Here is a 21,914-nt window from a genome sequence, read left to right as displayed (position 1 = left end):
AGCATGCGGCGTCTTCTTCTATATAGATAAGCTCGGCGCAGGACAGCCTCCTGCGCTCTTTGACCATTTATTCAGGGACCCAGACATGGAACTGGTTGTAAAAAGCGTTAGCCCGGAAACGTTGAAGACCGCCACCCTGGTGGTCGCCGTCGGCGAAGGCCGCAAACTCGGCAACGTTGCCAAGCAACTCGACGAACTCAGCGGCGGCGCCATCAGCGCCGTACTCAAGCGCGGCGACCTGGCCGGCAAGGTCGGCCAGAGCCTGCTGCTGCACGGTGTGGCCAAGCTCAAGGCCGAGCGGGTGCTGCTGGTAGGCACCGGCAAGGACGGCGAACTGGGCGACCGCCCGTTCCGCAAGATCATCAGCGGCGTGCTCACCACCCTCAAGGGCCTGGGCGGCAGCGACGCCGTGCTGGCGCTGGATGAAGTCGTGGTCAAGGGCCGCGACAGCTACGGCAAGACCCGCCTGCTGGCGGAAACCCTGGTGGACGGTGGTTATGTCTTCGACCGCTACAAGAGCCAGAAGGCCGAGCCCCGCGCCCTGAAGAAAATCACCCTGCTGACCATCAAGGCCGCCGAAGCCGAAGTCCAGCGCGGCGTGACCCATGCCCAGGCCATCGCCAACGGCATGGCCTTTACCCGCGACCTGGGCAACCTGCCGCCGAACGTCTGCCACCCGACCTTCCTCGGCGAACAGGCCAAGGCCCTGGGCAAGGAGTTCAAGGGCCTGAAGGTCGAGGTCCTCGACGAGAAGAAGATCAAGGAACTGGGCATGGGCTCGTTCTATGCCGTGGGCCAGGGCAGCGACCAGCCGCCACGCCTGATCGTCATGCAGTACAACGGCGGCAAGAAGTCCGAGAAGCCGTTCGCCCTGGTGGGCAAGGGCATCACTTTCGACACCGGCGGCATCAGCCTCAAGCCGGGCGCCGGCATGGATGAAATGAAGTACGACATGGGCGGCGCCGCCAGCGTGTTCGGCACCCTGCGCGCCGTGCTGGAGCTGAAGCTGCCGATCAACCTGGTGTGCATCCTGGCCTGCGCCGAGAACATGCCCAGCGGTGGCGCCGCGCGCCCTGGCGACATCGTCACCACCATGAGCGGGCAGACCGTGGAGATCCTCAACACCGACGCCGAAGGCCGCCTGGTGCTGTGCGATGCCCTGACCTACTCCGAGCGCTTCAAGCCACAGGCCGTGATCGATATTGCCACCCTCACCGGTGCCTGCGTGGTCGCCCTGGGCGCCCATACTTCGGGCCTGCTGGGCAACAACGACGAACTGATCGGCCAACTGCTCAGCGCCGGCCAGCAAGCCGACGACCGCGCCTGGCAACTGCCGTTGTTCGACGAGTACCAGGAGCAACTGGACAGCCCGTTCGCCGACATCGCCAACATCGGCGGGCCAAAGGCCGGCACCATCACCGCCGCCTGCTTCCTCTCGCGCTTCACCAAGAACCTCAACTGGGCGCACCTGGACATCGCCGGCACTGCCTGGACCAGCGGTGGCAAGGACAAGGGCGCCACTGGCCGTCCGGTCCCCCTGCTGACCCAATACCTGCTGGACCGCGCCAAAGCCTGAAAACCATGACCGCAGGGGGCGCCGCATGAAGGCGGAGCCCTCCTCGGCTCAGGAAGCCCAATGACCAAAGTCGACTTCTATATTCTTCCCAGCGCGGACCCTGCGGCGCGCCTGGATTTTGCCTGCAAGCTCACCGACAAGGCCTGGCGCATGGGCCACCGCATCTACCTGCATTGCAGCGATGCAGAGCAACGGGACGAGCTCGATGCCCGCCTGTGGCGCTTCAAGGGCGAAACCTTCGTCCCCCACGGCCCGGCGGAAAGCGAACCCGAAAGCCTGATCGTCCTCGGCCTCGGCCAGGACCCCGGCCCCCACAATGACCTGCTGGTGAACCTGGACCTGAAAGTGCCGGCCTTCGCCCCGCGTTTTGCCCGGATTGCCGAGGTGGTGGTGGAAGACCCCGCTATTCGTCAGGCGGCCCGCGAGAGTTTCCGTTTCTATCGCGAACAGGGCTATCCTCTGCAAGATCACCGTTTACAGCGACTCTGAGCACCCGATGGACACTCCCAATCCGCTGCAAAAGCCCGCGCACCTGCTGGATGACCTCGAGTCGATCCGTAAACTGCTCGGCGATGAAAACCTGCAACCGCCACTGCTGACCGAGACCGTCAGCAGCGAAGTACAGATTCCCCTGCTGTTCGACATGGTGGGCAACCAGCAGCCGGCCGCTGCCCAAGCCGCTCCTGCCGCACCCGCCAAGGCGCAACCCGCGCCAGCCCCGGCGCAAGTGGCCACCCCCGCGCCGGCTCAAGCGGCAACACCCGCTCCAGCACCTGCAGCGGCGGCCCCCGTCGCCAAGCCTGCCACCGCCAGCAACAACGCCGATGCCTTGCTGCACCTGGACAGCGAACTGCGCGCTGCCGCACAACTGATCATGCAGGACGTGATCGACGACTTCGCGCCGCATATCGAAACCGAGATCAAGCGTCGCCTCGACGCCCGCCTGGAACGCCTGCTCGCAGCGACCACCAGCGGCAAACCATAAGCCACACGCAAAAGCCGGGCCGGGCCATCTTGTCGCTTGCCGCTGGTGGCTTGCTGCCGCCCCCCTCCGCTATACTTCCCGGCTTTTCCTGAATAAATGCCAATAGGGTCCCGCCGCGCATGGATAAGACCTACCAGCCGCACGCCATTGAAACTTCCTGGTACCAGACCTGGGAGTCCGAGAACTACTTCGCCCCGCAAGGCGCGGGCGACTCCTACACCATCATGATCCCGCCGCCGAACGTCACCGGCAGCCTGCACATGGGCCACGGCTTCAACAACGCGATCATGGACGCCCTGATCCGTTTCCGCCGCATGCAGGGTCGCAACACCCTGTGGCAGCCGGGCACCGACCACGCCGGTATCGCCACGCAAATGCTGGTGGAGCGCCAGATCGAAGCCCAGGGCCAGAATCGCCATGACCTGGGCCGGGAAAAATTCCTCGAGAAAGTCTGGGAATGGAAGGATCAGTCCGGGGGCAACATCAGCCGCCAGATCCGCCGCCTGGGCTCCTCCGTCGACTGGAGCCGCGAGCGCTTCACCATGGACGACGGCCTCTCGGAAGCGGTGAAGGAAGCCTTCGTGCGCTTGCACGAAGACGGCCTGATCTACCGCGGCAAGCGCCTGGTGAACTGGGACACCAAGCTGCACACGGCGATTTCCGACCTCGAAGTGGAAAACCACGACGAGAAGGGTTTCCTGTGGAACCTCAAGTACCCGCTGGCCGACGGCGCCAAGACAGCCGAAGGCAACGACTACCTGATCGTCGCCACCACCCGTCCGGAAACCATGCTCGGTGACTCCGCCGTCGCGGTGAACCCTGAAGACGAGCGCTACAAGGCCCTGATCGGCAAATTCGTCGAGCTGCCCCTGGTGGGCCGCCGCATCCCGATCATCGCCGACGATTACTGCGACCCCGAGTTCGGCACCGGCTGCGTGAAGATCACCCCGGCCCACGACTTCAACGACTATGAAGTCGGCAAGCGCCACAACCTGCCGCTGCTCAACATCTTCGACAAGAACGCCGCCGTACTGCCGGCCTGCCAGGTGTTCAACCTGGACGGCAGCCTGAACGACAGCGTCGACGGCAAGATCCCGGCCGAGTACGTGGGCCTGGACCGCTTCGAAGCACGCAAGCAGATCGTTGCCGCGTTCGACGCCGCCGGCCTGCTGGTGAGCGTCGACGACCACGCGCTGAAAGTGCCGAAGGGCGACCGTTCCGGCACCGTCATCGAGCCGTGGCTGACCGACCAGTGGTATGTCTCCACCAAGCCGCTGGCAGAACCTGCCATCGCCGCTGTGGAAGACGGCCGCATCGCCTTCGTGCCCAAGCAGTACGAGAACATGTATTTCTCCTGGATGCGCGACATCCAGGACTGGTGCATCAGCCGCCAGCTGTGGTGGGGCCACCGCATTCCGGCCTGGTACGACGAGTCGGGCAAGGTCTATGTCGGCCGCGACGAAGCGGAAGTACGGGCCAAGCACAACCTCGGCCCGGACGTTGCCCTGCAGCAGGACAACGACGTGCTCGACACTTGGTTCAGTTCGGGGCTGTGGACCTTCTCCACCCTGGGCTGGCCGGAGCAGACCGACTTCCTCAAGACCTTCCACCCCACCGACGTGCTGGTCACCGGCTTCGACATCATTTTCTTCTGGGTCGCCCGGATGATCATGCTCACCATGCACCTGGTGAAGAACGAAGACGGCACGCCGCAGGTTCCGTTCAAGACCGTGTACGTGCACGGCCTGGTCCGCGACGGCCAGGGCCAGAAGATGTCCAAGTCCAAGGGCAACGTCCTCGACCCGCTGGACATCATCGACGGTATTGACCTGGAAACCCTGGTGCAGAAGCGCACCACCGGCCTGATGCAGCCCAAACTGCAGAAAGCCATCGAGAAGCAGACCCGCGCCGAATTCGCCGACGGCATCGCCAGCTACGGCACCGACGCCCTGCGCTTCACCTTCTGCTCCCTGGCCACCACTGGTCGCGACATCAAGTTCGACATGGGCCGCGTCGAGGGTTACCGCAACTTCTGCAACAAGATCTGGAACGCCGCGCGCTACGTACTGGACAAGGGCGAAGACTGCGGCCAGAACGGCGAAGCTTACGAGCTGTCCCTGGCGGACCGCTGGATCATCTCGCAGCTGCAGCGCACTGAAGCCGAAGTCACCCGCCAACTCGACCAGTTCCGTTTCGACCTGGCCGCCCAGGCCCTGTACGAGTTCATCTGGAACCAGTACTGCGACTGGTACCTGGAGCTGTCCAAGCCCGTGCTGTGGGACGAGAACTCGCCGGTTGAACGCCAGCGCGGCACCCGTCGCACCCTGGTGCGCGTGCTGGAAGTGGCGCTGCGCCTGGCGCATCCGTTCATGCCGTTCATCACCGAGGAAATCTGGCAGCGCCTGGCGCCGTTGGCAGGCAGCACCGGCAAGACCATCATGCTGCAACCTTGGCCGGTGGCTAACGAAACCCGCATCGACCAAGGCGCCGAGGACGACATCGAATGGCTCAAGGGCCTGATGCTCGGCACGCGCAACATTCGCGCGGAAATGAACATCGGCCCGGGCAAGCCCCTGGCCCTGTTCCTGAAGAACGTCAGCGCCGAAGACCAGCGTCGCCTGACCGAGAACGAAGCCTTGCTGAAGAAGCTGGCCCGTCTCGAGTCCATCACTGTGTTGGCTGCCGGCGACGAAGCACCGCTGTCCGCCACGGCGCTGGTGGGCGAGATGGAAGTGCTGGTGCCGATGGCCGGCCTGATCGACAAGGGCGCCGAACTGGCGCGCCTGGACAAGGAAATCCAGCGCCTGCAAGGCGAAGTGCAACGCGTGGGCGGCAAGCTGTCCAACCCGGCCTTCGTCGACAAGGCCCCGGCCGAAGTGATCGAGAAGGAACGCGCCAAACTGGCCGAGGCCGAACAGGCCCTGGGCAAGCTGGCGGAGCAGCACGCACGGATCTCCAGCCTGTAACGGCGATTCGCGCAGTGTGAAAGAGGGAGGCCGCAAAGGCCTCCCTTTTTTATTGGCGGCAAATCGCTTTCGCTGGCAAGCCAGCGAAAGCGTTACGCGGTGGTTTGCCAGGAGCCGGCTTGCCGGCGGCGAAGCCTCCCGCCCCAACGCCGCAAGATATGGGACAATGCCCGCCACTTTGAACCAGCCCCGAATCGATCCCCCATGACCGCCCCCAACACCCCCAAGCCTGCGCGCAAAAAACCCAAGCCTGCCTCCCCAGCCAAAGCCGCCACGCCCCGGGAAAAGGCCAGCCTGCATCCGCGCAATCGTCACCAGGGGCGTTACGACTTCCCGCAACTGATCAAGAGCACCCCGGAGTTGGGGCAGTTCGTGATCCTCAATCCCTACGGCAAGGAAAGCATCGACTTTGCCGACCCGGCCGCCGTGCGGGTATTCAACCGGGCCCTGCTCAAGGCCTTCTACGGCATCGCCCACTGGGATATTCCGGCGGACTTCCTCTGCCCACCAGTGCCCGGTCGCGCTGACTATGTGCACTTCCTCGCCGATCTGCTGGCCAGCCACAACCAGGGTGAAATCCCTCGTGGCGCGGCCGTGCGGGTCCTGGATGTCGGCGTCGGCGCCAACTGCATCTACCCCCTGATCGGCTACAGCGACTACCGCTGGCAGTTCCTCGGCTCGGACATCGACAGCACCGCCCTGGCCGCGGCCAAGGCGATTGTCCAGGCCAACGACTTGAACAAGGCCATCAGCCTGCGCCAGCAGGGCAATCCCAAGCAGATCCTCACCGGCCTGCTGGACAGCACCGAGCGTTTCGACCTGACGATGTGCAACCCGCCCTTCCATGCCTCCCTGGACGAAGCCACCCGCGGCAGCCAGCGTAAATGGCGGGCCCTGGGCAAGGCCGACCCCAAGCGCAAATTGCCGGTGCTGAATTTCGGCGGGCAGGCCCGGGAGCTCTGGTGCGAAGGCGGCGAGATCCGCTTTGTCAGCCAGTTGATCAGTGAAAGCGCCAGCGTCGGCCAACAGGTACTGTGGTTCAGCACCCTGGTGTCGAAGGCCTCTAACCTGCCGGCGATTGAAAGCGCGCTGAAAAAGGCCGGAGCCCTGGAAAGCCAGGTGGTGGAAATGTCCCAGGGGCAGAAACAGAGCCGCTTCGTCGCCTGGACCTTCAAGGACAAGGCACAGCAACAGGCCTGGGGTCAGGAACGCTGGGTTAGGAAGAACTAGAGAGGCGGGGAATTCAAAGACGATTCACCTTGCGTGAATCGGTATCACACAAACCGTGCCCGGAAGACTTCTGAGCACGGTTTCACTGCAAGTATTACTTGTTAACAGCGTCGGTCAGGCCTTTAGCCACAACCAGCTTGATAACTTTCTTGGCAGCGATTTCGATGGCAGCGCCAGTCGATGGGTTACGGCCAGTACGGGCAGGACGCTCGGTCACTTTCAGTTTGCCGATACCTGGCAGAGTGATTTCGCCGCCATTTTCCAATTGATCAGCAACGATCTGAGCCAGTTGGTCCAGGGCGTTACGCGCGGTGGTTTTCGGCGCGTCGATAGCTTCAGCGATATCAGCGATCAGTTGGTCTTTAGTAATAGCCATTGTGGTGTTCCTTCCCTATCAAATTCATTTGGATTGCAGAGTGCAGTGTCAGCCATCGAGCCAGATCTTGTGAATCTGGCACCCCGGTTACAACCACGACAGATCGGGGTTATAGATACCGAAATCAGGGTTTGGTTCGACCCGACAAATGCTGAATGCACGCTTAACGCTGAGACATCGCGTAAGACGGGGCAAAACTAGCACACAGACGGGGAAATATCCGCCTCTACCTAGCCATTTGGTCAGCTTTATTGCTCTAAATCGGTAAAAAAATGCATAAGCCTTACCGACGAGCCGTTCATCACCCCGCAAACCGCGCCAAAACCAGCGGGTGCGGTACACTGGGCACTTTTTCGGGGAGCCCGCCCTCCCCCTTCAATCAGCCGAGAAGCCCATGCCGATCCGTCATTGCATCGTCCACCTGATCGACAAAAAACCCGACGGCAGCCCAGCAGTCCTGCACGCCCGCGATTCCGAACTGGCAGAGTCCGCGGCCATCGAGAACATGCTCGCCGATCTCAATGAAAGCTATAACGCCAAACAGGGCAAAGCCTGGGGCCTGTTCCACCCCGAGTCCGGTGCGTTCCCCTTCAGCGGCTGGCTGAAGGAGTACCTGGACGGCGGCCAGGACTTCACCGCGTTCAGCCGGGTGGCGGTGGAGCATCTGCAGAAGCTGATGGAAGAGTCCAACCTGTCGGTGGGCGGCCACGTACTGTTCGCCCACTACCAGCAAGGCATGACCGACTACCTGGCGATCGCCCTGCTGCACCACAGCGAGGGCGTGGCGGTGACCGACCAGCTGGACGTGACGCCGTCGCGCCACCTGGACCTGGGCCAGTTGCATCTGGCGGCGCGGATCAACATCTCCGAATGGCAGAACAACAAGCAGTCCAAGCAGTACATCTCCTTTATCAAGGGCAAGAACGGCAAGAAGGTCTCGGAGTATTTCCGCGACTTCATCGGCTGCCAGGAAGGTGTCGACGGCCCGGGCGAGACCCGCACCCTGCTCAAGGCCTTCAGCGACTTCGTGGAAAGCGAGGACCTGCCGGAAGACTCGGCCCGGGAGAAGACCAAGACCCTGGTGGACTACGCCAGCAGCCAGGCCAAGCTCGGCGAACCCATGGGCCTGGAAGAACTCTCGGAACTGATCGACGAGGATCGCCCCAAGGCGTTCTACGATCACATCCGCAACAAGGACTACGGGCTGTCGCCGGAGATCCCGGCGGACAAGCGCACCCTGAACCAGTTCCGCCGCTTCACCGGTCGCGCCGAGGGCCTGTCCATCAGTTTCGAGGCCCATCTGCTGGGTTCGAAGATCGAGTACGACGAAGAAGCCGGGACCCTGATCATCAAGGGCCTGCCCACCCAACTGACCGACCAGCTCAAGCGCCGTAACTGATGCTCCAGGGGGTATTGAAGAAGTTCCTGCTGATCCTGCTGGTGGTGGTGACCTACCAGCACTGGGGCAAGATCGAACGGCTGTTCAACCCTTCGGCAATGGTCAGCGAAGAGACCCGCGAGCATGCCCGGGTGGTGCTGTACGCCACCGACTGGTGCGGCTACTGCAAGGCCACCCGGCGCTTTCTCGATCAGAAGGGCATTCCCTTCCGGGAATTCGACATCGAGAAAGACGCCGCGGCACGCCAGGCCTACACCGCCCTGGGCGGTGCCGGGATTCCGATCCTGGACGTGAATGGCACCCTGATCCGCACCTACGACCCCGACGCAATCATGGCCGCGCTGAAGCCCTAGGAGCCGTTTCGCTTGCCAGCGAAGGGGGCGGCCGCTCTGGGAACGCCTTCGCAGGCAAGCCAGCTCCTGCAGATATGCATCACTGGGCCTGGATGCGAAAGCCCAGCCGTGGGAAGTGCACGTGGACCACACCGGCACGTGGATCTTCACGGCGCAGGATCAGCTCTTCAGTACCGGCGAACAGCAACTCGCCCGCCACCGGGTCGACACCGTAGTCAGTCGCGGCAATCACCACCTGCTGGCCCGCCTTGAAGCCGTTGGGGTCGACGAACTGTTCATCCGGCAGCGCCGCCGGGGTGGCACTGCGCGAGACCTCGAGGGCCTCTTCGGCGCTCATTTCGGTGAAGGAGCCATGCCCAAAAGCCAGGACCCGCGCCAGCCAGCCAGCAACCGCCGGGTAGTCGTCCACCAGCGGCGCGGTCACCGGCGTGCCCTTGAGGAACCACAGCGGGTGAGCCAAGGCAATATCGGCAATCGACGGTTGGCCAAACAGGAAGTCCCCGGGCTCGCGCTGCAACTGCTGCTCCAGGCGCGCCATGAGGGTCGGCCACTGATGCTTGGCCACCTCCAGAGGCAGCCGGCTGGCGCTGCCGCCACTGAACAGCCCGGCACGGTCGGCCATGAAGGCCTTGACCGCTTCCGGCGGCAGCTTGCCGAAACGCACGGCTGCGGATTCAGGCTGGAATACCAGGGTCACCGCGTGCTGGAACACTACCGAATCGACCCAGGCGGCGAAGGCCGCACTGATCATTTCCTGGCCTTCGGGAAACAGCGCAGGCGAGGATTTTTCCTGCTCCAGGCGCCGCGCGATCAAGGCCGTGTCGCAATAGATATCCGCGCCGACCTGCAACACCGGGGTCTTACGATAGCCACCGGTCAGGGCGGTCAGGTCGGGCTTGGGCATCACCGGGGAAATCTTCACCGAGCGCCAGGACAGCCCTTTGAAACCCAGCAGCAAGCGGGCTTTTTCCGCAAAGGGAGAGGTCGGGTAATGGTGGAGAATCAACTCTGACATGCTGGGGTCCGCCGGAAGAGGGAGAGCGCTGAGCTTAGCGCGCAATCCGTGGACGGCCTACAGATCCGGCTGATGAGAACCTATCAGTCAGATTGATGCCGCGGCGGTGGCCGAAGCCACCAGGCATTCCTTGGCACTCTTCCTGAGCTTCTTGATCAACCGCTCCTGGCGCAAGGCTTCGCCCTTGTCCCGGCAAGCCTCGGTATAGACCAGCGCCACCGCCGGGCTGGAGAGAAAGAAACGCGCGCCCTTGCCGCTCTGGTGCTTGGCGAAGCGCTTCACCGGGTCGTCGCTGATACCGCAGTACAGGGCACCGTTGGCCGCCCGCACCAGATACACGAACCAGGGCTTGGCGTCAGTGGCAGGCTGCGCCGTTTCGGCACTGGAGGATGAAAGAGGGCTGGTCACAAAAGGTATCGAGGCCTGTGGATAACAAGCCGCGATCTTAGCAGAGGATGGCTTTCAGCGACCGCTCTGGAAGGCCTTGAGCCCCTTGCGCGCCTGGGCTCGAACAGCATTCTTGAGCAGCGGCGTCCAGCCCAGCAGCAGGCCCTTGGTGCCCAGGGCCTGGCGCGCCCAACGCCACATGTCGAACTGATCGTGATGCTCGCAGATCTTGCCGTCGCGAAACACGAACCGGGCCTGGATATCGTTGATCACCGTATTGCCGGTCTGGCTGAACAGGTAGGTGGCAACCCAGTGCGCGCCGCCGGAATTCGAGTCGGCACGCACCTGATCGAAAGTCAGGGAAAAGTCCTTGGCACGGGAGGTGAGCATGCGCCACATATCGCCGGCATCACGCCCGCGCAACTCGCCGAACGCCGGGTCACTGAACAGCACATCCTCGGTGTAGCAGGCGCTCATGGCCTCGGCATCCAGGCGCTGGAAAGCCTGATAGAACTCGGTGATCAGGGCGCGATGGGCATCACTCATGAACGGACTCCGAAAGGGCAAGGGGGATGCAGCACAATAATCCGCAACCCCGGCGAACACTATCGGCATTTACCGGGCAAATAGCACAAGCAAGGCCCGTCAGATTCTCTCGCTCTGCACCTGCACATGCAGCGAACGACCGGCGCCCAGCCCGGCAATGATCGCACCGCAGCCCAACACCGCGAAAATCCAGCCCACAGCGTTCCAGCCCCCGGTCCAGTCGTGCACCAGGCCCACCGCAAACGGCCCCATGGAAGCCAGGGTGTAGCCGATGCCCTGGGCCATGCTCGACAGGTTGGCCGCCACATGGGGGTCCCGGGAACGCAGCACGATCAGGGTCAGGGCCAGGCTGAAGGTACCGCCCTGCCCCAGGCCCAGCAGGACCGCCCAGCCCCACAGGCCCTCGATGGGCGCGTACAGGCAACCGAACAGGCCGCCCAGGGTCATCAGCATGACAATCACGATGGCCAGGCGCTGGTCCTTGCCCCGGGTCGCCAGCCAGGGCGCCGCCAGAGAACTGGCCAATTGCACGATCACCGAACCGGACAGCACCAGCCCGGCCTGGGTCGGGGTCAGCCCACGGCCGATCAGGATCGACGGCAACCAGCCAAACACGATGTACGCCAGGGAGGATTGCAGGCCCATGTACAGGGTTACCTGCCAGGCCAGGCGGTCCCGCAACAGGCCGCGCACGCGAAAGGCCACATGGTGAGCACCGTGCTTGTGCCCCACCTGAGGCAACCAGAACAGGGCCGCCACCAGCGCCGGCACCACCCAGAAGCCCAGCCCCATGGCCCAACTGCCCCCGAAATGCTGGCTCAGAGGCACCGTGGCCCCCGCCGCCATCGCCGCGCCCAGGCACAGGGCCATGGTGTAGACCCCGGTCATGGTGCCCGCGTGCCGGGCGAAGTCACGCTTGACGATACCCGGCAGCAGCACCCCGATCACGCCGATGCTGGCGCCGGCCAGGATGCTCCCGGCAAACACTCCGACCTCACCGAAGGAACTACGCAGCACAATGCCCAGGGCCAGGGTCATGAGGATGCCCAGCACCACCCGCTCGGCGCCGAAGCGCCGGGCCAGCAGCGGCGCCAAAGGCGCGAACAGCCCCAGGCACAGCACCGGCAAGGTAGTCAGCAGCCCGGCCTTGGCGGCCGATAGCCCCAGGTGCTGCGACACATCACTGAGCAGTGGCGCCATGCTCGACAGCGCCGGACGCAGGTTCAGCGCCACCAGGATCAGCCCCAGCAGCAACAGCCAGGGGCGCTGCAGAGGCGGTGGAGCCTGCTGCACCTCCTCATCATCAGCCTCGGCGTCGATCAGCAGCTCCTCGAGCTCGGCGGAACGCCGAGGCGAGGACGGGGTATTCGCAGGTACCGTTTGATTGGACATGGAGGTCTCGGACTCAGGATTCGTTGATCAGCTGGCGGGAAATGTTCTTGGCTCGTTCGGGGTCGCGTTGCTCGATGGCATCCAGCAGGTGCTGGTGCCGATCGAAGACTTCCTGACGCCTGGGGGTCACGGTCAGGGTCTGGCGCAACTGGGCGCCGACCACGCTGGAGAAATAGCGATACAGCTGGCTGAGGGTCGGGTTGTGGGCGGCGTCCACCAGGCGCTGGTGAAACACCAGGTCGCAGGCGATATAGCTTTCCAGCTCGCCATGAAAGTGCCCGCCGCTCACGGCCAGCGCATCGCTCAGGGCGTGCAGGTCCTCGTCGGTACGGCGCAGGGCGGCCAGGCCGACGGCCTCAACTTCCAGAATGTGGCGGGTTTCCCGGGCCTGCTCCAGGGAGCACTGGGACAGTGCCTGGAGCATGTCCAAGGGATCGGCCACCGCCCGCAGGTAACTGCCGTCACCCTGGCGGATCTCGATCAGCCCGGAAAACGCCAGTACTCGCAGGGCCTCGCGCACGGTGTTGCGGCTGATGCCCAGCTCACTGGCCAGTTCCGGTTCGGTGGGCAGGCGCTGGCCCACGACCCAGGCGCCATTGGTGATGCGCAGGCGCAATTGCTCCAGGGCCTGGTCGACCAGGGAACGTTTGATCAGGGGGGATATTTCGCTCATTGAACTCACTCTTTCATCCAATCATCGGACGAATTGCCTGGCATGGTATTCAGACCTTTCCCAGAGTTCAACGTTTTAGGCTGGAGCAGGCACTTTCACCATTTCAGCCAGGCCTTGACAAAAAACCCTATAAGGGTAATTTCAATCAAGCCTCAAGGGTGTCTCATGGAAAAGAAAACACCTCACTATGACCTGTCGCTGATCAAGGCACAGGTCGTTCGGCAAGGGGCACAAGCCTTCACTCGAAGCGCGTTGCTCTGTGGCAAGGAACTCGGATTGTCCTTGGCGGCCATGCAACGAGTGATAGCCGGACTCCAGGGCAGCATGTTCTACAAATCGATGACCACCTATCACGATCACCGGGTGTGGCAGGACGTGTATTACACCGGCATCGATAACCGGACGCTCTACATCAAGATCACCCAGCGCCCCGGCATAGGGCCTCCAGTGATCTCCTTCAAGGAGGCACAAGCATGAAACGACAACAGTGCTACAGCTGCGGCGCTCCCACCGGCATGCTGGCGTTCGAGCAGCGCAGCGAGCTCATCGACTACCGGCATCTGCAGCATCACCTCCATGGCCTGGCGGGTTGGGAATGCCAGGAATGCGGTGAAATCGAATTCGACGCACCGAGCGCAGAACGTTACGCCGCCGCGGGCGACCAATTGCTGGAGGATTACCGGCAGATCGTCGCCGCCGACATGAAGCGCATCCGCCGCAAGCTGCACCTTTCCCAGAAAGAAGCGGTCAGGCTGCTGTCGGGTGGCGGGCACAATGCCTTTTCCCGTTATGAGCGCGGCGAAGTCGGTGCCCCTCAACCGCTGTACATGCTGATGCGCCTGCTGGATCGCCACCCGCAGTTGATGAAGGACGTACTGGAGCTCAGCGAACCGCAACTGGCGCCCTCAGCCTTGAGCGACCAACCCGAACCACAGCTCGGCGCTGCCGGCCGTTGAACGCCGGGCAAAAATAAACCCGGAGCCAGTCCGGGTTTATCGTCAGCGCAGGCCCCGCTGCAGCATCAATGCAGGATCTGGCTCAGGAACAGCTTGGTACGGTCGTTCTGCGGGTTGTCGAAGAAGTCGTTGGGCGCCGCCTGCTCGACGATCTCGCCCTTGTCCATGAAGATCACCCGGTTGGCCACGGTGCGGGCAAAGCCCATTTCGTGAGTCACGCAGAGCATGGTCATGCCGTCTTCGGCCAGGCCGATCATGGTGTCCAGCACCTCCTTGACCATCTCCGGGTCGAGGGCCGAGGTGGGCTCGTCAAAGAGCATGATCTTAGGCTTCATGCACAACGCCCGGGCAATCGCCACCCGTTGCTGCTGGCCACCGGAAAGCTGGCCCGGGTACTTGTTGGCCTGCTCCGGAATGCGCACTCGCTCCAGGTAATGCATGGCGATTTCCTCGGCCTTGCGCTTGGGCATCTTGCGTACCCACATCGGCGCCAACGTGCAGTTCTGCAAAATGGTCAGGTGCGGGAACAGGTTGAAGTGCTGGAACACCATGCCCACTTCCCGGCGAATGGCCTCGATCTGCTTGAGGTCGTTGGTCAGTTCCACGCCGTCCACCACGATGCGCCCCTGCTGGTGTTCTTCCAGGCGGTTGAGGCAGCGGATGGTGGTGGATTTGCCCGACCCCGAAGGCCCGCACAGCACGATGCGCTCGCCTTGGCGGACGTTGAGGTTGATGTCCTTCAACACGTGGAACTGGCCGTACCACTTGTTCACACCCTGCATCTGAATAATGCCTTCAGGGCCCACAGGCTTTTTGCTCGCTTCACTCATGGAGATACTCCTAACGCTTGTGGCCTGTGTCCAACTTACGCTCCAGGTGCATGGAGTAGCGGGACATACCAAAACAGAAAATCCAGAACACCAGGGCCGCGAAGACATAGCCTTCAGTGGCCATGCCCAGCCATTTGGGGTCGGCGGCGGCCTGTTTGACGCTGTTGAGCAGGTCGAACAGGCCAATGATGATCACCAGGCTGGTGTCCTTGAACAGGGCGATGAAGGTGTTGACGATGCCGGGAATCACCAGCTTCAGGGCCTGCGGCAGAATCACCAGGCCCATGGCGCGCCAGTAGCCCAGGCCCATGGCCGCAGCCGCTTCGTACTGGCCCTTGGGAATGGCCTGCAAGCCACCCCGCACCACCTCGGCCACATAGGCCGACTGGAACAGGATCACCCCGATCAGCGCACGCAACAGCTTGTCGAAATTCATGCCTTCGGGCAGGAACAGCGGCAGCATCACCGAGGACATGAACAGCACGGTGATCAGCGGCACGCCGCGCCAGAACTCGATGAAGGTCACGCAGACCACGCGGATCGCCGGCAGGTTGGAGCGCCTTCCCAATGCCAGCAGAATTCCCAGCGGCAGTGCCCCGGCGATGCCCACGGTGGCAATCACCAGGGTCAGCATCAGGCCACCCCACTGGCTGGTGGCCACCGTGCTCAGGCCCAGGTAACCGCCGTGCAACAGGCTGTAGGCAATGATCGGGTAACCCACCAGGAAGCACAGCCCGTAGATCGCCTTGCGCGGGAAGCGCGAGATGAACAACGGTGCGGCACCGATCACCGCCAGCCACACGCTCAGGTCCACTCGCCAGCGCAGTTCCACCGGGTAGTAGCCGTACATGAACTGGCCGAAGCGCTGCTGGATGAACACCCAGCAGGCGCCGCCCCTGGTGCAGTCGGCGCGAGAGGTACCGACCCAGTTGGCGTCGAGAATCGCCCAATGCAGCAGCGGCGGCACCACCAGGTAGATCAGGTAGAAGGCAAACAGGGTCAACAGGGTATTGAGCCAGTTGGAGAACATGTTGGCGCGCATCCACGCCAGCACGCCGATACTGCGGCTGGGCGGCGGCATATCGGGCTTGAAGGTATGAGTCGTCATGGGCGCTTCCTCACCGCTCGATCAGCGCAATGCGCTTGTTGTACCAGTTCATCAGCAGGGAAATGCTGATGCTGATCGCCAGGTACACGCTCATGGTGATGGCAATGACTTCAATGGCCTGGCCGGTCTGGTTGAGCACCGTGCCGGCGAACAGCGAAACCATTTCCGGGTAGCCGATACCGGCGGCCAGGGAAGAGTTCTTCGCCAGGTTCAGGTATTGGCTGGTCAGCGGCGGAATGATCACCCGCAGGGCCTGGGGAATGATTACCTTGCGCAGGGTCGGGCCGTTGCGCAGCCCCAGGGAGCGGGCCGCCTCGGTCTGGCCGTGGCTCACCGACTTGATCCCGGACCGCACGATCTCGGCGATGAACGCCGCGGTGTAGACAGTCAGGGCCAGGGTCAGGGCCAGCAGCTCGGGAATCAGCACCCAGCCGCCGACGAAGTTGAACCCCGCCAGCTTCGGCATCTCCCAGTGCACCGGCGAGCCGAAGATCAGCGTGCACAGCGCGGGAATCACCAACAGCAGGCCCAGGCCGCTCCAGAACTTGTGAAAAGGCACGCCGGTGGCCTCAAAGCGCCGGTTGGCCCAGCGGCACATCAGCGCGATGGCGCCGATGGCCAGGACCAGGCTTGCGACAAACGCCCAGAAACCGGGGGCCATCTGCGCCGCCGGCATGTTCAGGCCGCGGCTGCTGACGAAGAACATATCGCCGAAGTTGTGGCTGTTGCGCGGCCCCGGCATGGTCAGGAATACCGCGAAGTACCAGAACAGGATCTGCAGCAGCGGCGGAATGTTGCGGAACACTTCCACATACACCGTCGCCAGCTTGCTGATGATCCAGTTCGGCGATAGCCGCGCCACACCGATGATGAACCCCAGCAGGGTCGCGAGGATCACCCCGATAAAGGTCACCAGCAGGGTGTTGAGCAGGCCGATGACGAACACCCGGGCATAACTGTCCGCTTCGGTGTAGGCAATCAGGTGTTGCGCGATGCCGAACCCGGCGCTGCGCTCGAGAAAGTCGAAACCCGAGGTGATCCCTCGGTGCTGGAGGTTGGTTTGCGTGTTGTCGAACAGAAACCAGCCCAGCGAAACCACCGCCACCAGGGTGATGATCTGGAACAGCCAGGCGCGCACACGCGGGTCGCTGAGGCTAAGCCTCTGCTTGGGTGCGCCGATTGTATTTTGCATGAAGTGCCCCAGGAATAATGGAACAGAACATCACCCGGCGGTTGGCCCGCCGGGTGATAGAACCATCAGCGCACAGGTGGTGCGTATTGGATGCCGCCGTTGTTCCACAGCGCGTTCAGGCCGCGGTCGATGGCCAGTGGCGTGCTCTTGCCGAGGTTTTTCTCGAACACTTCACCGTAGTTACCTACTTGCTTGACGATCTGCACCACCCAGTCCTTCGGCAGCTTCAGGTCTTTGCCGTATTCACCGTCCGCGCCCAGCAGACGTGCAACATCAGGGTTCTTGGTGGATTTGGCTTCAGCCTCGACGTTCTTCGAGGTGACGCCCGCCTCTTCGGCGTTGAGCATGGCGAACAGGGTCCACTTGACGATGCTGAACCACTCTTCGTCGCCCTTGCGCACCACCGGGCCCAGGGGCTCCTTGGAGATGGTTTCCGGCAGAACGACATAGTCGGTAGGGGTTGCCAGCTTGCTGCGCTGTGCGTAGAGCTGGGATTTGTCGGAGGTCAGTACGTCGCAACGCCCGGACTCCAGGGACTTGGCGCTTTCGTCAGAGGTATCGAAAGTGATCGGGGTGTATTTCAGACCATTGCCGCGGAAGTAGTCCGACACGTTCAGTTCGGTAGTAGTACCGGCTTGAATACAGATAGTCGCACCGTCCAGCTCTTTGGCGCTTTTTACGCCCAGTTTTTTGTTCACCAGGAAACCGATGCCGTCGTAATAGGTGACGCCGGCGAACACCAGGCCCATGCCCGCATCGCGGGAACTGGTCCAGGTGGTGTTGCGCGACAGCACGTCGATCTCGCCGGACTGCAGCGCAGTGAAGCGCTCCTTGGCGTTCAACTGGCTGAACTTGACCTTGGTCGCATCGCCGAACACCGCAGCCGCCACCGCGCGGCAAACGTCGGCATCGATGCCGAGGATCTTGCCGGTGGCATCCGGTACCGAGAAGCCCGGCAAACCGTCACTGACGCCGCATTGCACGAATCCTTTCTTCTGTACTGCATCGAGGGTCGCACCCGCCTGTGCGAAACCGCTCATACCCAGCACCGTTGCTGCCGTGACGGCAGCCAGGGTGGATTTCAACATCTTCATTCAAACCTCCAATTTTGCTCTTGTTGTGTCGGAGCTTGAGTCCTGCCGCACCCTCATGAGGCGCTGTTGACCCGTGTCGGCTTTTTTATGGGGTCAAGCGGCGTAAGACCTTAGCTATGAGTCTAGTAGGAGAAATCCACGTAATAGGGGGCCTACATCTCACCAATCGGCCGAACGGGCTGTAGCCCTTCGCAGTTCGCAAAGCCCGTAGCGGCCAGTGGCGAACCTTCATCAGAGGAGGCTGGCTATCCCATCGCCTGCGGTAGCCTGTTAGTGTTACCGCCGGCGGACAGGGCTTTCACCTGGACTCCTCTTTCTGAGCCATAGCAAAGCCCGTACCACAGTCCCGGCTAAAGCGTTTCAGCCAGTGGTCAACAGTAAAACGTTCAACCGTGCGACATCTTCTTCACCGATCAACCGGGCGCGCCCTTCACTCACGCACTCAATCAGCGCGCACGCACACAAATGGAGCAGCCATGACCGAGCCCTTGATTCTTCAGCCCAGCAAGCCCGCAGATGCCTGTGTGATCTGGCTTCACGGCCTGGGAGCGGACCGTTACGACTTCCTGCCGGTAGCCGAGATGCTGCAGGAAACCCTGCTGAGCACGCGCTTCGTATTGCCCCAGGCGCCGACCCGGGCAGTGACCATCAATGGCGGATATGCCATGCCCAGCTGGTACGACATTCTGGCCATGAACCCGGCCCGCGCCATCAGCCGTGAACAGCTCGAGGAATCGTCTGATGAGGTCATCAGACTGATCGAAGAACAACGCACCAGCGGAATAGACGCATCGCGAATTTTCCTCGCCGGCTTCTCCCAGGGTGGCGCCGTTGTACTGCACACCGCCTTCCTCAAATGGCAGGGTCCATTGGGTGGCGTACTTGCCCTGTCCACCTATGCCCCGACCTTCAGCGATGAACTGCAACTATCGGCCAGCCAACAGCGGATTCCGGTGCTTTGCCTGCACGGCCAGTACGACGAAGTGGTGCAGAACGCCATGGGCCGTACCGCTTATGAGTACCTGAAGCAGCATGGTGTCACCGTGACATGGCAGGAATACCCAATGGAACACGAGGTGTTACCAGAGGAAATCCGCGACATCGGCACCTGGCTGAGCGAGCGCTTGCGCTAGAAAATCCGCGCGCCGTGCCCCCGGCGAGCAACAGACTACGCCGCGCCCGCTTCTTGCATTACACTGGCCGGCGTACATTCCTTAACCAATTGATGAGATGACCGTGCTCAAAGCACTCAAGAAAATCTTCGGTAAAAGCGAGGCTGAGCCGCTCGCGCCAAGCCCCAGTGCCCCCTCCCCCAGTTCCAGCAGCCGTCATGACGGCCGTCAGCCGGAACGGAGCGCACCCGCTACCGCAGCTAAAAAAGAACCGGTGAACACACCGGCCACCCCTTCCGCTCCCAAAGCCCCACGCCAAGAGAAGCCCAAGGCCGAGCAACCCAAAGCTGAGCAGCCGCGTCGCCCGCGCGCGCCGAAACCGCCGGTCAGCACCTGGAAACTCGAAGACTTCGTGGTCGAACCCCAGGAAGGCAAGACCCGCTTCCACGACTTCAAGCTCGCTCCGGAACTGATGCACGCCATCCAGGACCTGGGCTTTCCCTATTGCACGCCAATCCAGGCCCAGGTGCTGGGCTATACCCTGGCGGGCAAGGACGCCATCGGCCGGGCCCAGACCGGTACCGGCAAGACCGCCGCATTCCTGGTGTCGATCATCACCCAGCTGCTGCAGACCCCGCCGCCCAAGGAGCGCTACATGGGCGAACCACGGGCGCTGATCATCGCTCCGACCCGGGAGCTGGTGGTACAGATCGCCAAGGATGCCGCGGCGCTGACCAAGTACACCGGCCTCAACGTCATGATCTTCGTTGGCGGCATGGATTTCGACAAGCAGCTCAAGCACCTGGAAGCGCGCCACTGCGACATCCTGGTCGCCACCCCGGGCCGCCTGCTGGACTTCAACCAGCGCGGCGACGTGCACCTGGACATGGTCGAAGTGATGGTGCTGGACGAAGCCGACCGCATGCTCGACATGGGCTTCATCCCGCAGGTACGGCAGATCATTCGCCAGACGCCCCCCAAGAGCGAGCGCCAGACCCTGCTGTTCTCCGCCACCTTCACCGAAGACGTGATGAACCTGGCCAAGCAATGGACCACCGACCCGGCCATCGTCGAGATCGAAGCCGAGAACGTCGCCAACGCCAACGTCGAACAGCACATCTATGCCGTGGCCGGCGCCGACAAGTACAAGCTGCTGTACAACCTGGTCACCGACAACGGCTGGGAACGGGTGATGGTCTTCGCCAACCGCAAGGATGAAGTGCGACGCATCGAGGAACGCCTGGTACGCGATGGGGTGAACGCCGCCCAGCTGTCCGGCGACGTGCCGCAGCACAAGCGGATCAAGACCCTGGAAGGCTTCCGCGAAGGCAAGATCCGGGTCCTGGTGGCCACCGACGTGGCCGGCCGCGGCATCCACATCGACGGCATCAGCCACGTGATCAACTTCACCCTGCCGGAAGTGCCGGACGACTACGTGCACCGCATCGGCCGGACCGGTCGCGCCGGTGCCGACGGCGTATCCATCAGCTTCGCCGGCGAAGACGACTCCTACCAGCTGCCATCGATCGAAGCCCTGCTGGGCCGCAAGATCAGCTGCGAGATGCCGCCCGCCGAACTGCTGCGCCCGGTGGAGCGCAAGCGCCCGCAAGCCTGACGGCCGGCGCACCCGCAGCGCCCCGGCAACCTGAAGAAACGCAGCCCGACCACAGGCTGCGTTTTTTTTCGCCTGGATATTGCCCACCAAAACTAAAAGTCCATAATAGACAAATTAGTTTAAATCCTGGGAGCCCTTGCATGTCCAGCACGCCTTACGTGATTGCCCGCCCCGAGGCCCGTCAATTGCTCGAACGCATCGACGTGCCGCAGATCCTGCGCAAACTGTTCCGCGACCTGGCTGCCGGGCTCGCTGTGCAACCGGCGCAACAACTGGTGGAGTTTCCCCAGGGGGCCGGCGACTTCATCAATTACCTGGGGGTGCTGGCCGAAGACCGGGTGTACGGGGTCAAGACCTCGCCCTACATCGTCCGTACCCAAGGTGCGCTGGTCACCGCCTGGACGTTGCTGATGTCCATGGACAGCGGCCAGCCGTTGCTGCTGTGCGACGCCGCCGAACTGACCACCGCCCGTACCGCGGCCACCACAGCGGTCGCGGTCGACGCCCTGGCGCCCCCCACAACCCGGCACCTGGCGATCATCGGTAGCGGCGCGGTGGCCCAGGCGCACTTGCGCTATGTGCAGCACCTGCGCCCCTGGCAGAGCATCCGCCTCTACTCCCCGAGCCTGGCGAGCAAGCCCGCCGCGGAGCTTGCCCGCCTGCAAGCCCTCGACCCGCGCTTGCAACTGGTGGCCCGGCTTGAGGACGCCACCGAGGGCGCCGACGTGATCATGCTCTGCACCTCGTCCGCCGGCCCCGTGCTGGATCCGAGCAGCCTCGGCAAGCCGGCGCTGATCACCTCCATCAGCACCAATGCGCCACGGGCCCACGAAGTGCCGCCCGCGGCCCTGGCACAGATGCAGGTCTACTGCGACTACCGGCGCACCACGCCGGGCTGCGCCGGTGAAATGCTGATCGCCGGCGAACAGCACGGCTGGGACAGTGCGGCGATTCTCGGCGACCTGCCGGAGCTGCTCAGCGAACAGGCCCCGCTCCCGGATGCCGAACGCCCGGTGTTCTTCCGTTCCATCGGCCTGGGCCTGGAAGACATCGCCCTGGCCAATGCCCTGTACCACCTGCGGCGCGCGCAGTAACCACTGCTGCTCGCC

The 21,914-nt window shown here is 63.0% G+C and carries 22 protein-coding genes and 1 pseudogene; 12 read left to right on the top strand and 11 right to left on the bottom strand.

Annotation, left to right across the window (positions count from 1 at the left end; all coding sequences use genetic code 11):
* Positions 1-85 precede the first annotated feature (85 nt).
* The 5 genes from AC1RGE_RS12710 (at position 86) to rlmF (ending at position 6,757) form a co-directional block, all read left to right on the top strand.
* Complete coding sequence (locus AC1RGE_RS12710; protein WP_011059416.1) at positions 86-1,576, top strand: leucyl aminopeptidase; 1,491 nt, start codon at positions 86-88, stop codon at positions 1,574-1,576.
* A 60-nt stretch (positions 1,577-1,636) separates the two neighbouring features.
* Positions 1,637-2,065 carry a DNA polymerase III subunit chi gene (locus tag AC1RGE_RS12705; RefSeq protein WP_015634262.1) on the top strand — a complete coding sequence of 143 codons (429 nt, stop codon included), beginning with the start codon at positions 1,637-1,639 and terminating at the stop codon, positions 2,063-2,065.
* Between the two features lie 7 nt (positions 2,066-2,072).
* Complete coding sequence (locus AC1RGE_RS12700; RefSeq protein WP_053156481.1) at positions 2,073-2,561, top strand: hypothetical protein; 489 nt, start codon at positions 2,073-2,075, stop codon at positions 2,559-2,561.
* A gap of 119 nt (positions 2,562-2,680) precedes the next feature.
* On the top strand, positions 2,681-5,527 hold the full coding sequence (locus tag AC1RGE_RS12695; RefSeq protein ID WP_492584391.1) for a valine--tRNA ligase: 2,847 nt from the start codon (positions 2,681-2,683) through the stop codon (positions 5,525-5,527).
* 204 nt (positions 5,528-5,731) lie between these two features.
* Positions 5,732-6,757: a 23S rRNA (adenine(1618)-N(6))-methyltransferase RlmF gene (gene rlmF, locus AC1RGE_RS12690; protein ID WP_492584389.1), complete on the top strand. Its 1,026-nt coding sequence runs from the start codon at positions 5,732-5,734 to the stop codon at positions 6,755-6,757.
* Between the two features lie 94 nt (positions 6,758-6,851).
* Here the strand turns inward: rlmF and AC1RGE_RS12685 are convergent, their stop codons facing one another.
* Positions 6,852-7,133 carry an HU family DNA-binding protein gene (locus AC1RGE_RS12685; RefSeq protein ID WP_003440137.1) on the bottom strand — a complete coding sequence of 94 codons (282 nt, stop codon included), beginning with the start codon at positions 7,131-7,133 and terminating at the stop codon, positions 6,852-6,854.
* A 394-nt stretch (positions 7,134-7,527) separates the two neighbouring features.
* On the opposite strand from AC1RGE_RS12685, the gene yejK reads away from it, so the two are divergent.
* Both yejK and AC1RGE_RS12675 read left to right on the top strand, forming a co-directional pair.
* Positions 7,528-8,532, top strand: coding sequence for a nucleoid-associated protein YejK (gene yejK / locus AC1RGE_RS12680; RefSeq protein ID WP_011059411.1), 1,005 nt, complete (start codon positions 7,528-7,530; stop codon positions 8,530-8,532).
* The gene (locus AC1RGE_RS12675) at positions 8,532-8,885 is read left to right on the top strand and encodes a glutaredoxin family protein (protein ID WP_011059410.1); all 354 of its coding nucleotides are present in this window, start codon (positions 8,532-8,534) and stop codon (positions 8,883-8,885) included. The genes yejK and AC1RGE_RS12675 overlap by 1 nt, the downstream gene beginning before the upstream one ends.
* 79 nt (positions 8,886-8,964) lie before the next feature.
* Here the strand turns inward: AC1RGE_RS12675 and AC1RGE_RS12670 are convergent, their stop codons facing one another.
* From AC1RGE_RS12670 to AC1RGE_RS12645, 6 genes and pseudogenes are all read right to left on the bottom strand, one after another.
* Positions 8,965-9,900 (bottom strand): glutathione S-transferase family protein, encoded by a 936-nt coding sequence (locus AC1RGE_RS12670; protein ID WP_011059409.1) that lies wholly within the window; start codon positions 9,898-9,900, stop codon positions 8,965-8,967.
* A gap of 87 nt (positions 9,901-9,987) precedes the next feature.
* Complete coding sequence (locus AC1RGE_RS12665) at positions 9,988-10,308, bottom strand: GIY-YIG nuclease family protein (protein WP_011059408.1); 321 nt, start codon at positions 10,306-10,308, stop codon at positions 9,988-9,990.
* 54 nt (positions 10,309-10,362) lie between these two features.
* Complete coding sequence (locus AC1RGE_RS12660) at positions 10,363-10,833, bottom strand: nuclear transport factor 2 family protein (RefSeq protein WP_011059407.1); 471 nt, start codon at positions 10,831-10,833, stop codon at positions 10,363-10,365.
* 99 nt (positions 10,834-10,932) lie between these two features.
* Complete coding sequence (locus AC1RGE_RS12655; RefSeq protein ID WP_019096059.1) at positions 10,933-12,225, bottom strand: CynX/NimT family MFS transporter; 1,293 nt, start codon at positions 12,223-12,225, stop codon at positions 10,933-10,935.
* Between the two features lie 13 nt (positions 12,226-12,238).
* A complete protein-coding gene (locus tag AC1RGE_RS12650) occupies positions 12,239-12,898 on the bottom strand; it encodes a FadR/GntR family transcriptional regulator (protein WP_011059405.1) in 660 nt (219 codons plus the stop codon).
* A gap of 95 nt (positions 12,899-12,993) precedes the next feature.
* Positions 12,994-13,050: pseudogene (locus tag AC1RGE_RS12645) on the bottom strand (cytochrome b6-f complex subunit PetG); the annotation flags it as partial.
* 13 nt (positions 13,051-13,063) lie between these two features.
* Between AC1RGE_RS12645 and AC1RGE_RS12640 the strand changes: the two are divergent.
* Together AC1RGE_RS12640 and AC1RGE_RS12635 are read left to right on the top strand one after the other, a co-directional pair.
* Positions 13,064-13,375 carry a type II toxin-antitoxin system MqsR family toxin gene (locus AC1RGE_RS12640; protein WP_011059404.1) on the top strand — a complete coding sequence of 104 codons (312 nt, stop codon included), beginning with the start codon at positions 13,064-13,066 and terminating at the stop codon, positions 13,373-13,375.
* Positions 13,372-13,854, top strand: coding sequence for a type II toxin-antitoxin system MqsA family antitoxin (locus tag AC1RGE_RS12635; RefSeq protein ID WP_492584387.1), 483 nt, complete (start codon positions 13,372-13,374; stop codon positions 13,852-13,854). The genes AC1RGE_RS12640 and AC1RGE_RS12635 overlap by 4 nt, the downstream gene beginning before the upstream one ends.
* 65 nt (positions 13,855-13,919) lie before the next feature.
* Here the strand turns inward: AC1RGE_RS12635 and AC1RGE_RS12630 are convergent, their stop codons facing one another.
* From AC1RGE_RS12630 to AC1RGE_RS12615, 4 genes are all read right to left on the bottom strand, one after another.
* Entirely contained in the window at positions 13,920-14,684 is a 765-nt protein-coding gene (locus AC1RGE_RS12630) for an amino acid ABC transporter ATP-binding protein (RefSeq protein ID WP_041116093.1), read from the bottom strand.
* Between the two features lie 10 nt (positions 14,685-14,694).
* Positions 14,695-15,792, bottom strand: a complete 1,098-nt coding sequence (locus AC1RGE_RS12625; protein WP_011059401.1) for an amino acid ABC transporter permease — start codon at positions 15,790-15,792, stop codon at positions 14,695-14,697.
* 10 nt (positions 15,793-15,802) lie between these two features.
* The gene (locus tag AC1RGE_RS12620; protein ID WP_011059400.1) at positions 15,803-16,984 is read right to left on the bottom strand and encodes an amino acid ABC transporter permease; all 1,182 of its coding nucleotides are present in this window, start codon (positions 16,982-16,984) and stop codon (positions 15,803-15,805) included.
* 65 nt (positions 16,985-17,049) lie between these two features.
* Entirely contained in the window at positions 17,050-18,078 is a 1,029-nt protein-coding gene (locus tag AC1RGE_RS12615) for an amino acid ABC transporter substrate-binding protein (RefSeq protein ID WP_011059399.1), read from the bottom strand.
* 476 nt (positions 18,079-18,554) lie between these two features.
* Between AC1RGE_RS12615 and AC1RGE_RS12610 the strand changes: the two genes are divergently transcribed.
* The 3 genes from AC1RGE_RS12610 to AC1RGE_RS12600 all read left to right on the top strand — a co-directional run bounded on the left by AC1RGE_RS12610 (position 18,555) and on the right by AC1RGE_RS12600 (position 21,899).
* Positions 18,555-19,211, top strand: a complete 657-nt coding sequence (locus tag AC1RGE_RS12610; protein ID WP_011059398.1) for an alpha/beta hydrolase — start codon at positions 18,555-18,557, stop codon at positions 19,209-19,211.
* Between the two features lie 97 nt (positions 19,212-19,308).
* Positions 19,309-20,805 (top strand): ATP-dependent RNA helicase RhlB, encoded by a 1,497-nt coding sequence (gene rhlB, locus AC1RGE_RS12605; RefSeq protein ID WP_492584385.1) that lies wholly within the window; start codon positions 19,309-19,311, stop codon positions 20,803-20,805.
* Positions 20,806-20,945: 140 nt separating this feature from the next.
* Positions 20,946-21,899: an ornithine cyclodeaminase family protein gene (locus AC1RGE_RS12600; RefSeq protein ID WP_492584383.1), complete on the top strand. Its 954-nt coding sequence runs from the start codon at positions 20,946-20,948 to the stop codon at positions 21,897-21,899.
* The last annotated feature ends 15 nt before the right edge of the window (positions 21,900-21,914 follow it).

This window comes from Pseudomonas sp. GW823-FHT02C05, assembly GCF_058797595.1.
Note: the sequence above shows the minus strand (reverse complement) of the source record. Positions and strands in the feature narration are given on the sequence as shown.

Bases quoted from the DNA above. Each gene is read 5' to 3' on its own strand.
- AC1RGE_RS12710 (WP_011059416.1), top strand. From the start codon at position 86: ATGGAACTGGTTGTAAAAAGCGTTAGCCCGGAAACGTTGAAGACCGCC.
- AC1RGE_RS12705 (WP_015634262.1), top strand. From the start codon at position 1,637: ATGACCAAAGTCGACTTCTATATTCTTCCCAGCGCGGACCCTGCGGCG.
- AC1RGE_RS12700 (WP_053156481.1), top strand. From the start codon at position 2,073: ATGGACACTCCCAATCCGCTGCAAAAGCCCGCGCACCTGCTGGATGAC.
- AC1RGE_RS12695 (WP_492584391.1), top strand. From the start codon at position 2,681: ATGGATAAGACCTACCAGCCGCACGCCATTGAAACTTCCTGGTACCAG.
- rlmF (WP_492584389.1), top strand. From the start codon at position 5,732: ATGACCGCCCCCAACACCCCCAAGCCTGCGCGCAAAAAACCCAAGCCT.
- AC1RGE_RS12685 (WP_003440137.1), bottom strand. From the start codon at position 7,133: ATGGCTATTACTAAAGACCAACTGATCGCTGATATCGCTGAAGCTATC.
- yejK (WP_011059411.1), top strand. From the start codon at position 7,528: ATGCCGATCCGTCATTGCATCGTCCACCTGATCGACAAAAAACCCGAC.
- AC1RGE_RS12675 (WP_011059410.1), top strand. From the start codon at position 8,532: ATGCTCCAGGGGGTATTGAAGAAGTTCCTGCTGATCCTGCTGGTGGTG.
- AC1RGE_RS12670 (WP_011059409.1), bottom strand. From the start codon at position 9,900: ATGTCAGAGTTGATTCTCCACCATTACCCGACCTCTCCCTTTGCGGAA.
- AC1RGE_RS12660 (WP_011059407.1), bottom strand. From the start codon at position 10,833: ATGAGTGATGCCCATCGCGCCCTGATCACCGAGTTCTATCAGGCTTTC.
- AC1RGE_RS12655 (WP_019096059.1), bottom strand. From the start codon at position 12,225: ATGTCCAATCAAACGGTACCTGCGAATACCCCGTCCTCGCCTCGGCGT.
- AC1RGE_RS12650 (WP_011059405.1), bottom strand. From the start codon at position 12,898: ATGAGCGAAATATCCCCCCTGATCAAACGTTCCCTGGTCGACCAGGCC.
- AC1RGE_RS12640 (WP_011059404.1), top strand. From the start codon at position 13,064: ATGGAAAAGAAAACACCTCACTATGACCTGTCGCTGATCAAGGCACAG.
- AC1RGE_RS12635 (WP_492584387.1), top strand. From the start codon at position 13,372: ATGAAACGACAACAGTGCTACAGCTGCGGCGCTCCCACCGGCATGCTG.
- AC1RGE_RS12630 (WP_041116093.1), bottom strand. From the start codon at position 14,684: ATGAGTGAAGCGAGCAAAAAGCCTGTGGGCCCTGAAGGCATTATTCAG.
- AC1RGE_RS12625 (WP_011059401.1), bottom strand. From the start codon at position 15,792: ATGACGACTCATACCTTCAAGCCCGATATGCCGCCGCCCAGCCGCAGT.
- AC1RGE_RS12620 (WP_011059400.1), bottom strand. From the start codon at position 16,984: ATGCAAAATACAATCGGCGCACCCAAGCAGAGGCTTAGCCTCAGCGAC.
- AC1RGE_RS12615 (WP_011059399.1), bottom strand. From the start codon at position 18,078: ATGAAGATGTTGAAATCCACCCTGGCTGCCGTCACGGCAGCAACGGTG.
- AC1RGE_RS12610 (WP_011059398.1), top strand. From the start codon at position 18,555: ATGACCGAGCCCTTGATTCTTCAGCCCAGCAAGCCCGCAGATGCCTGT.
- rhlB (WP_492584385.1), top strand. From the start codon at position 19,309: ATGACCGTGCTCAAAGCACTCAAGAAAATCTTCGGTAAAAGCGAGGCT.
- AC1RGE_RS12600 (WP_492584383.1), top strand. From the start codon at position 20,946: ATGTCCAGCACGCCTTACGTGATTGCCCGCCCCGAGGCCCGTCAATTG.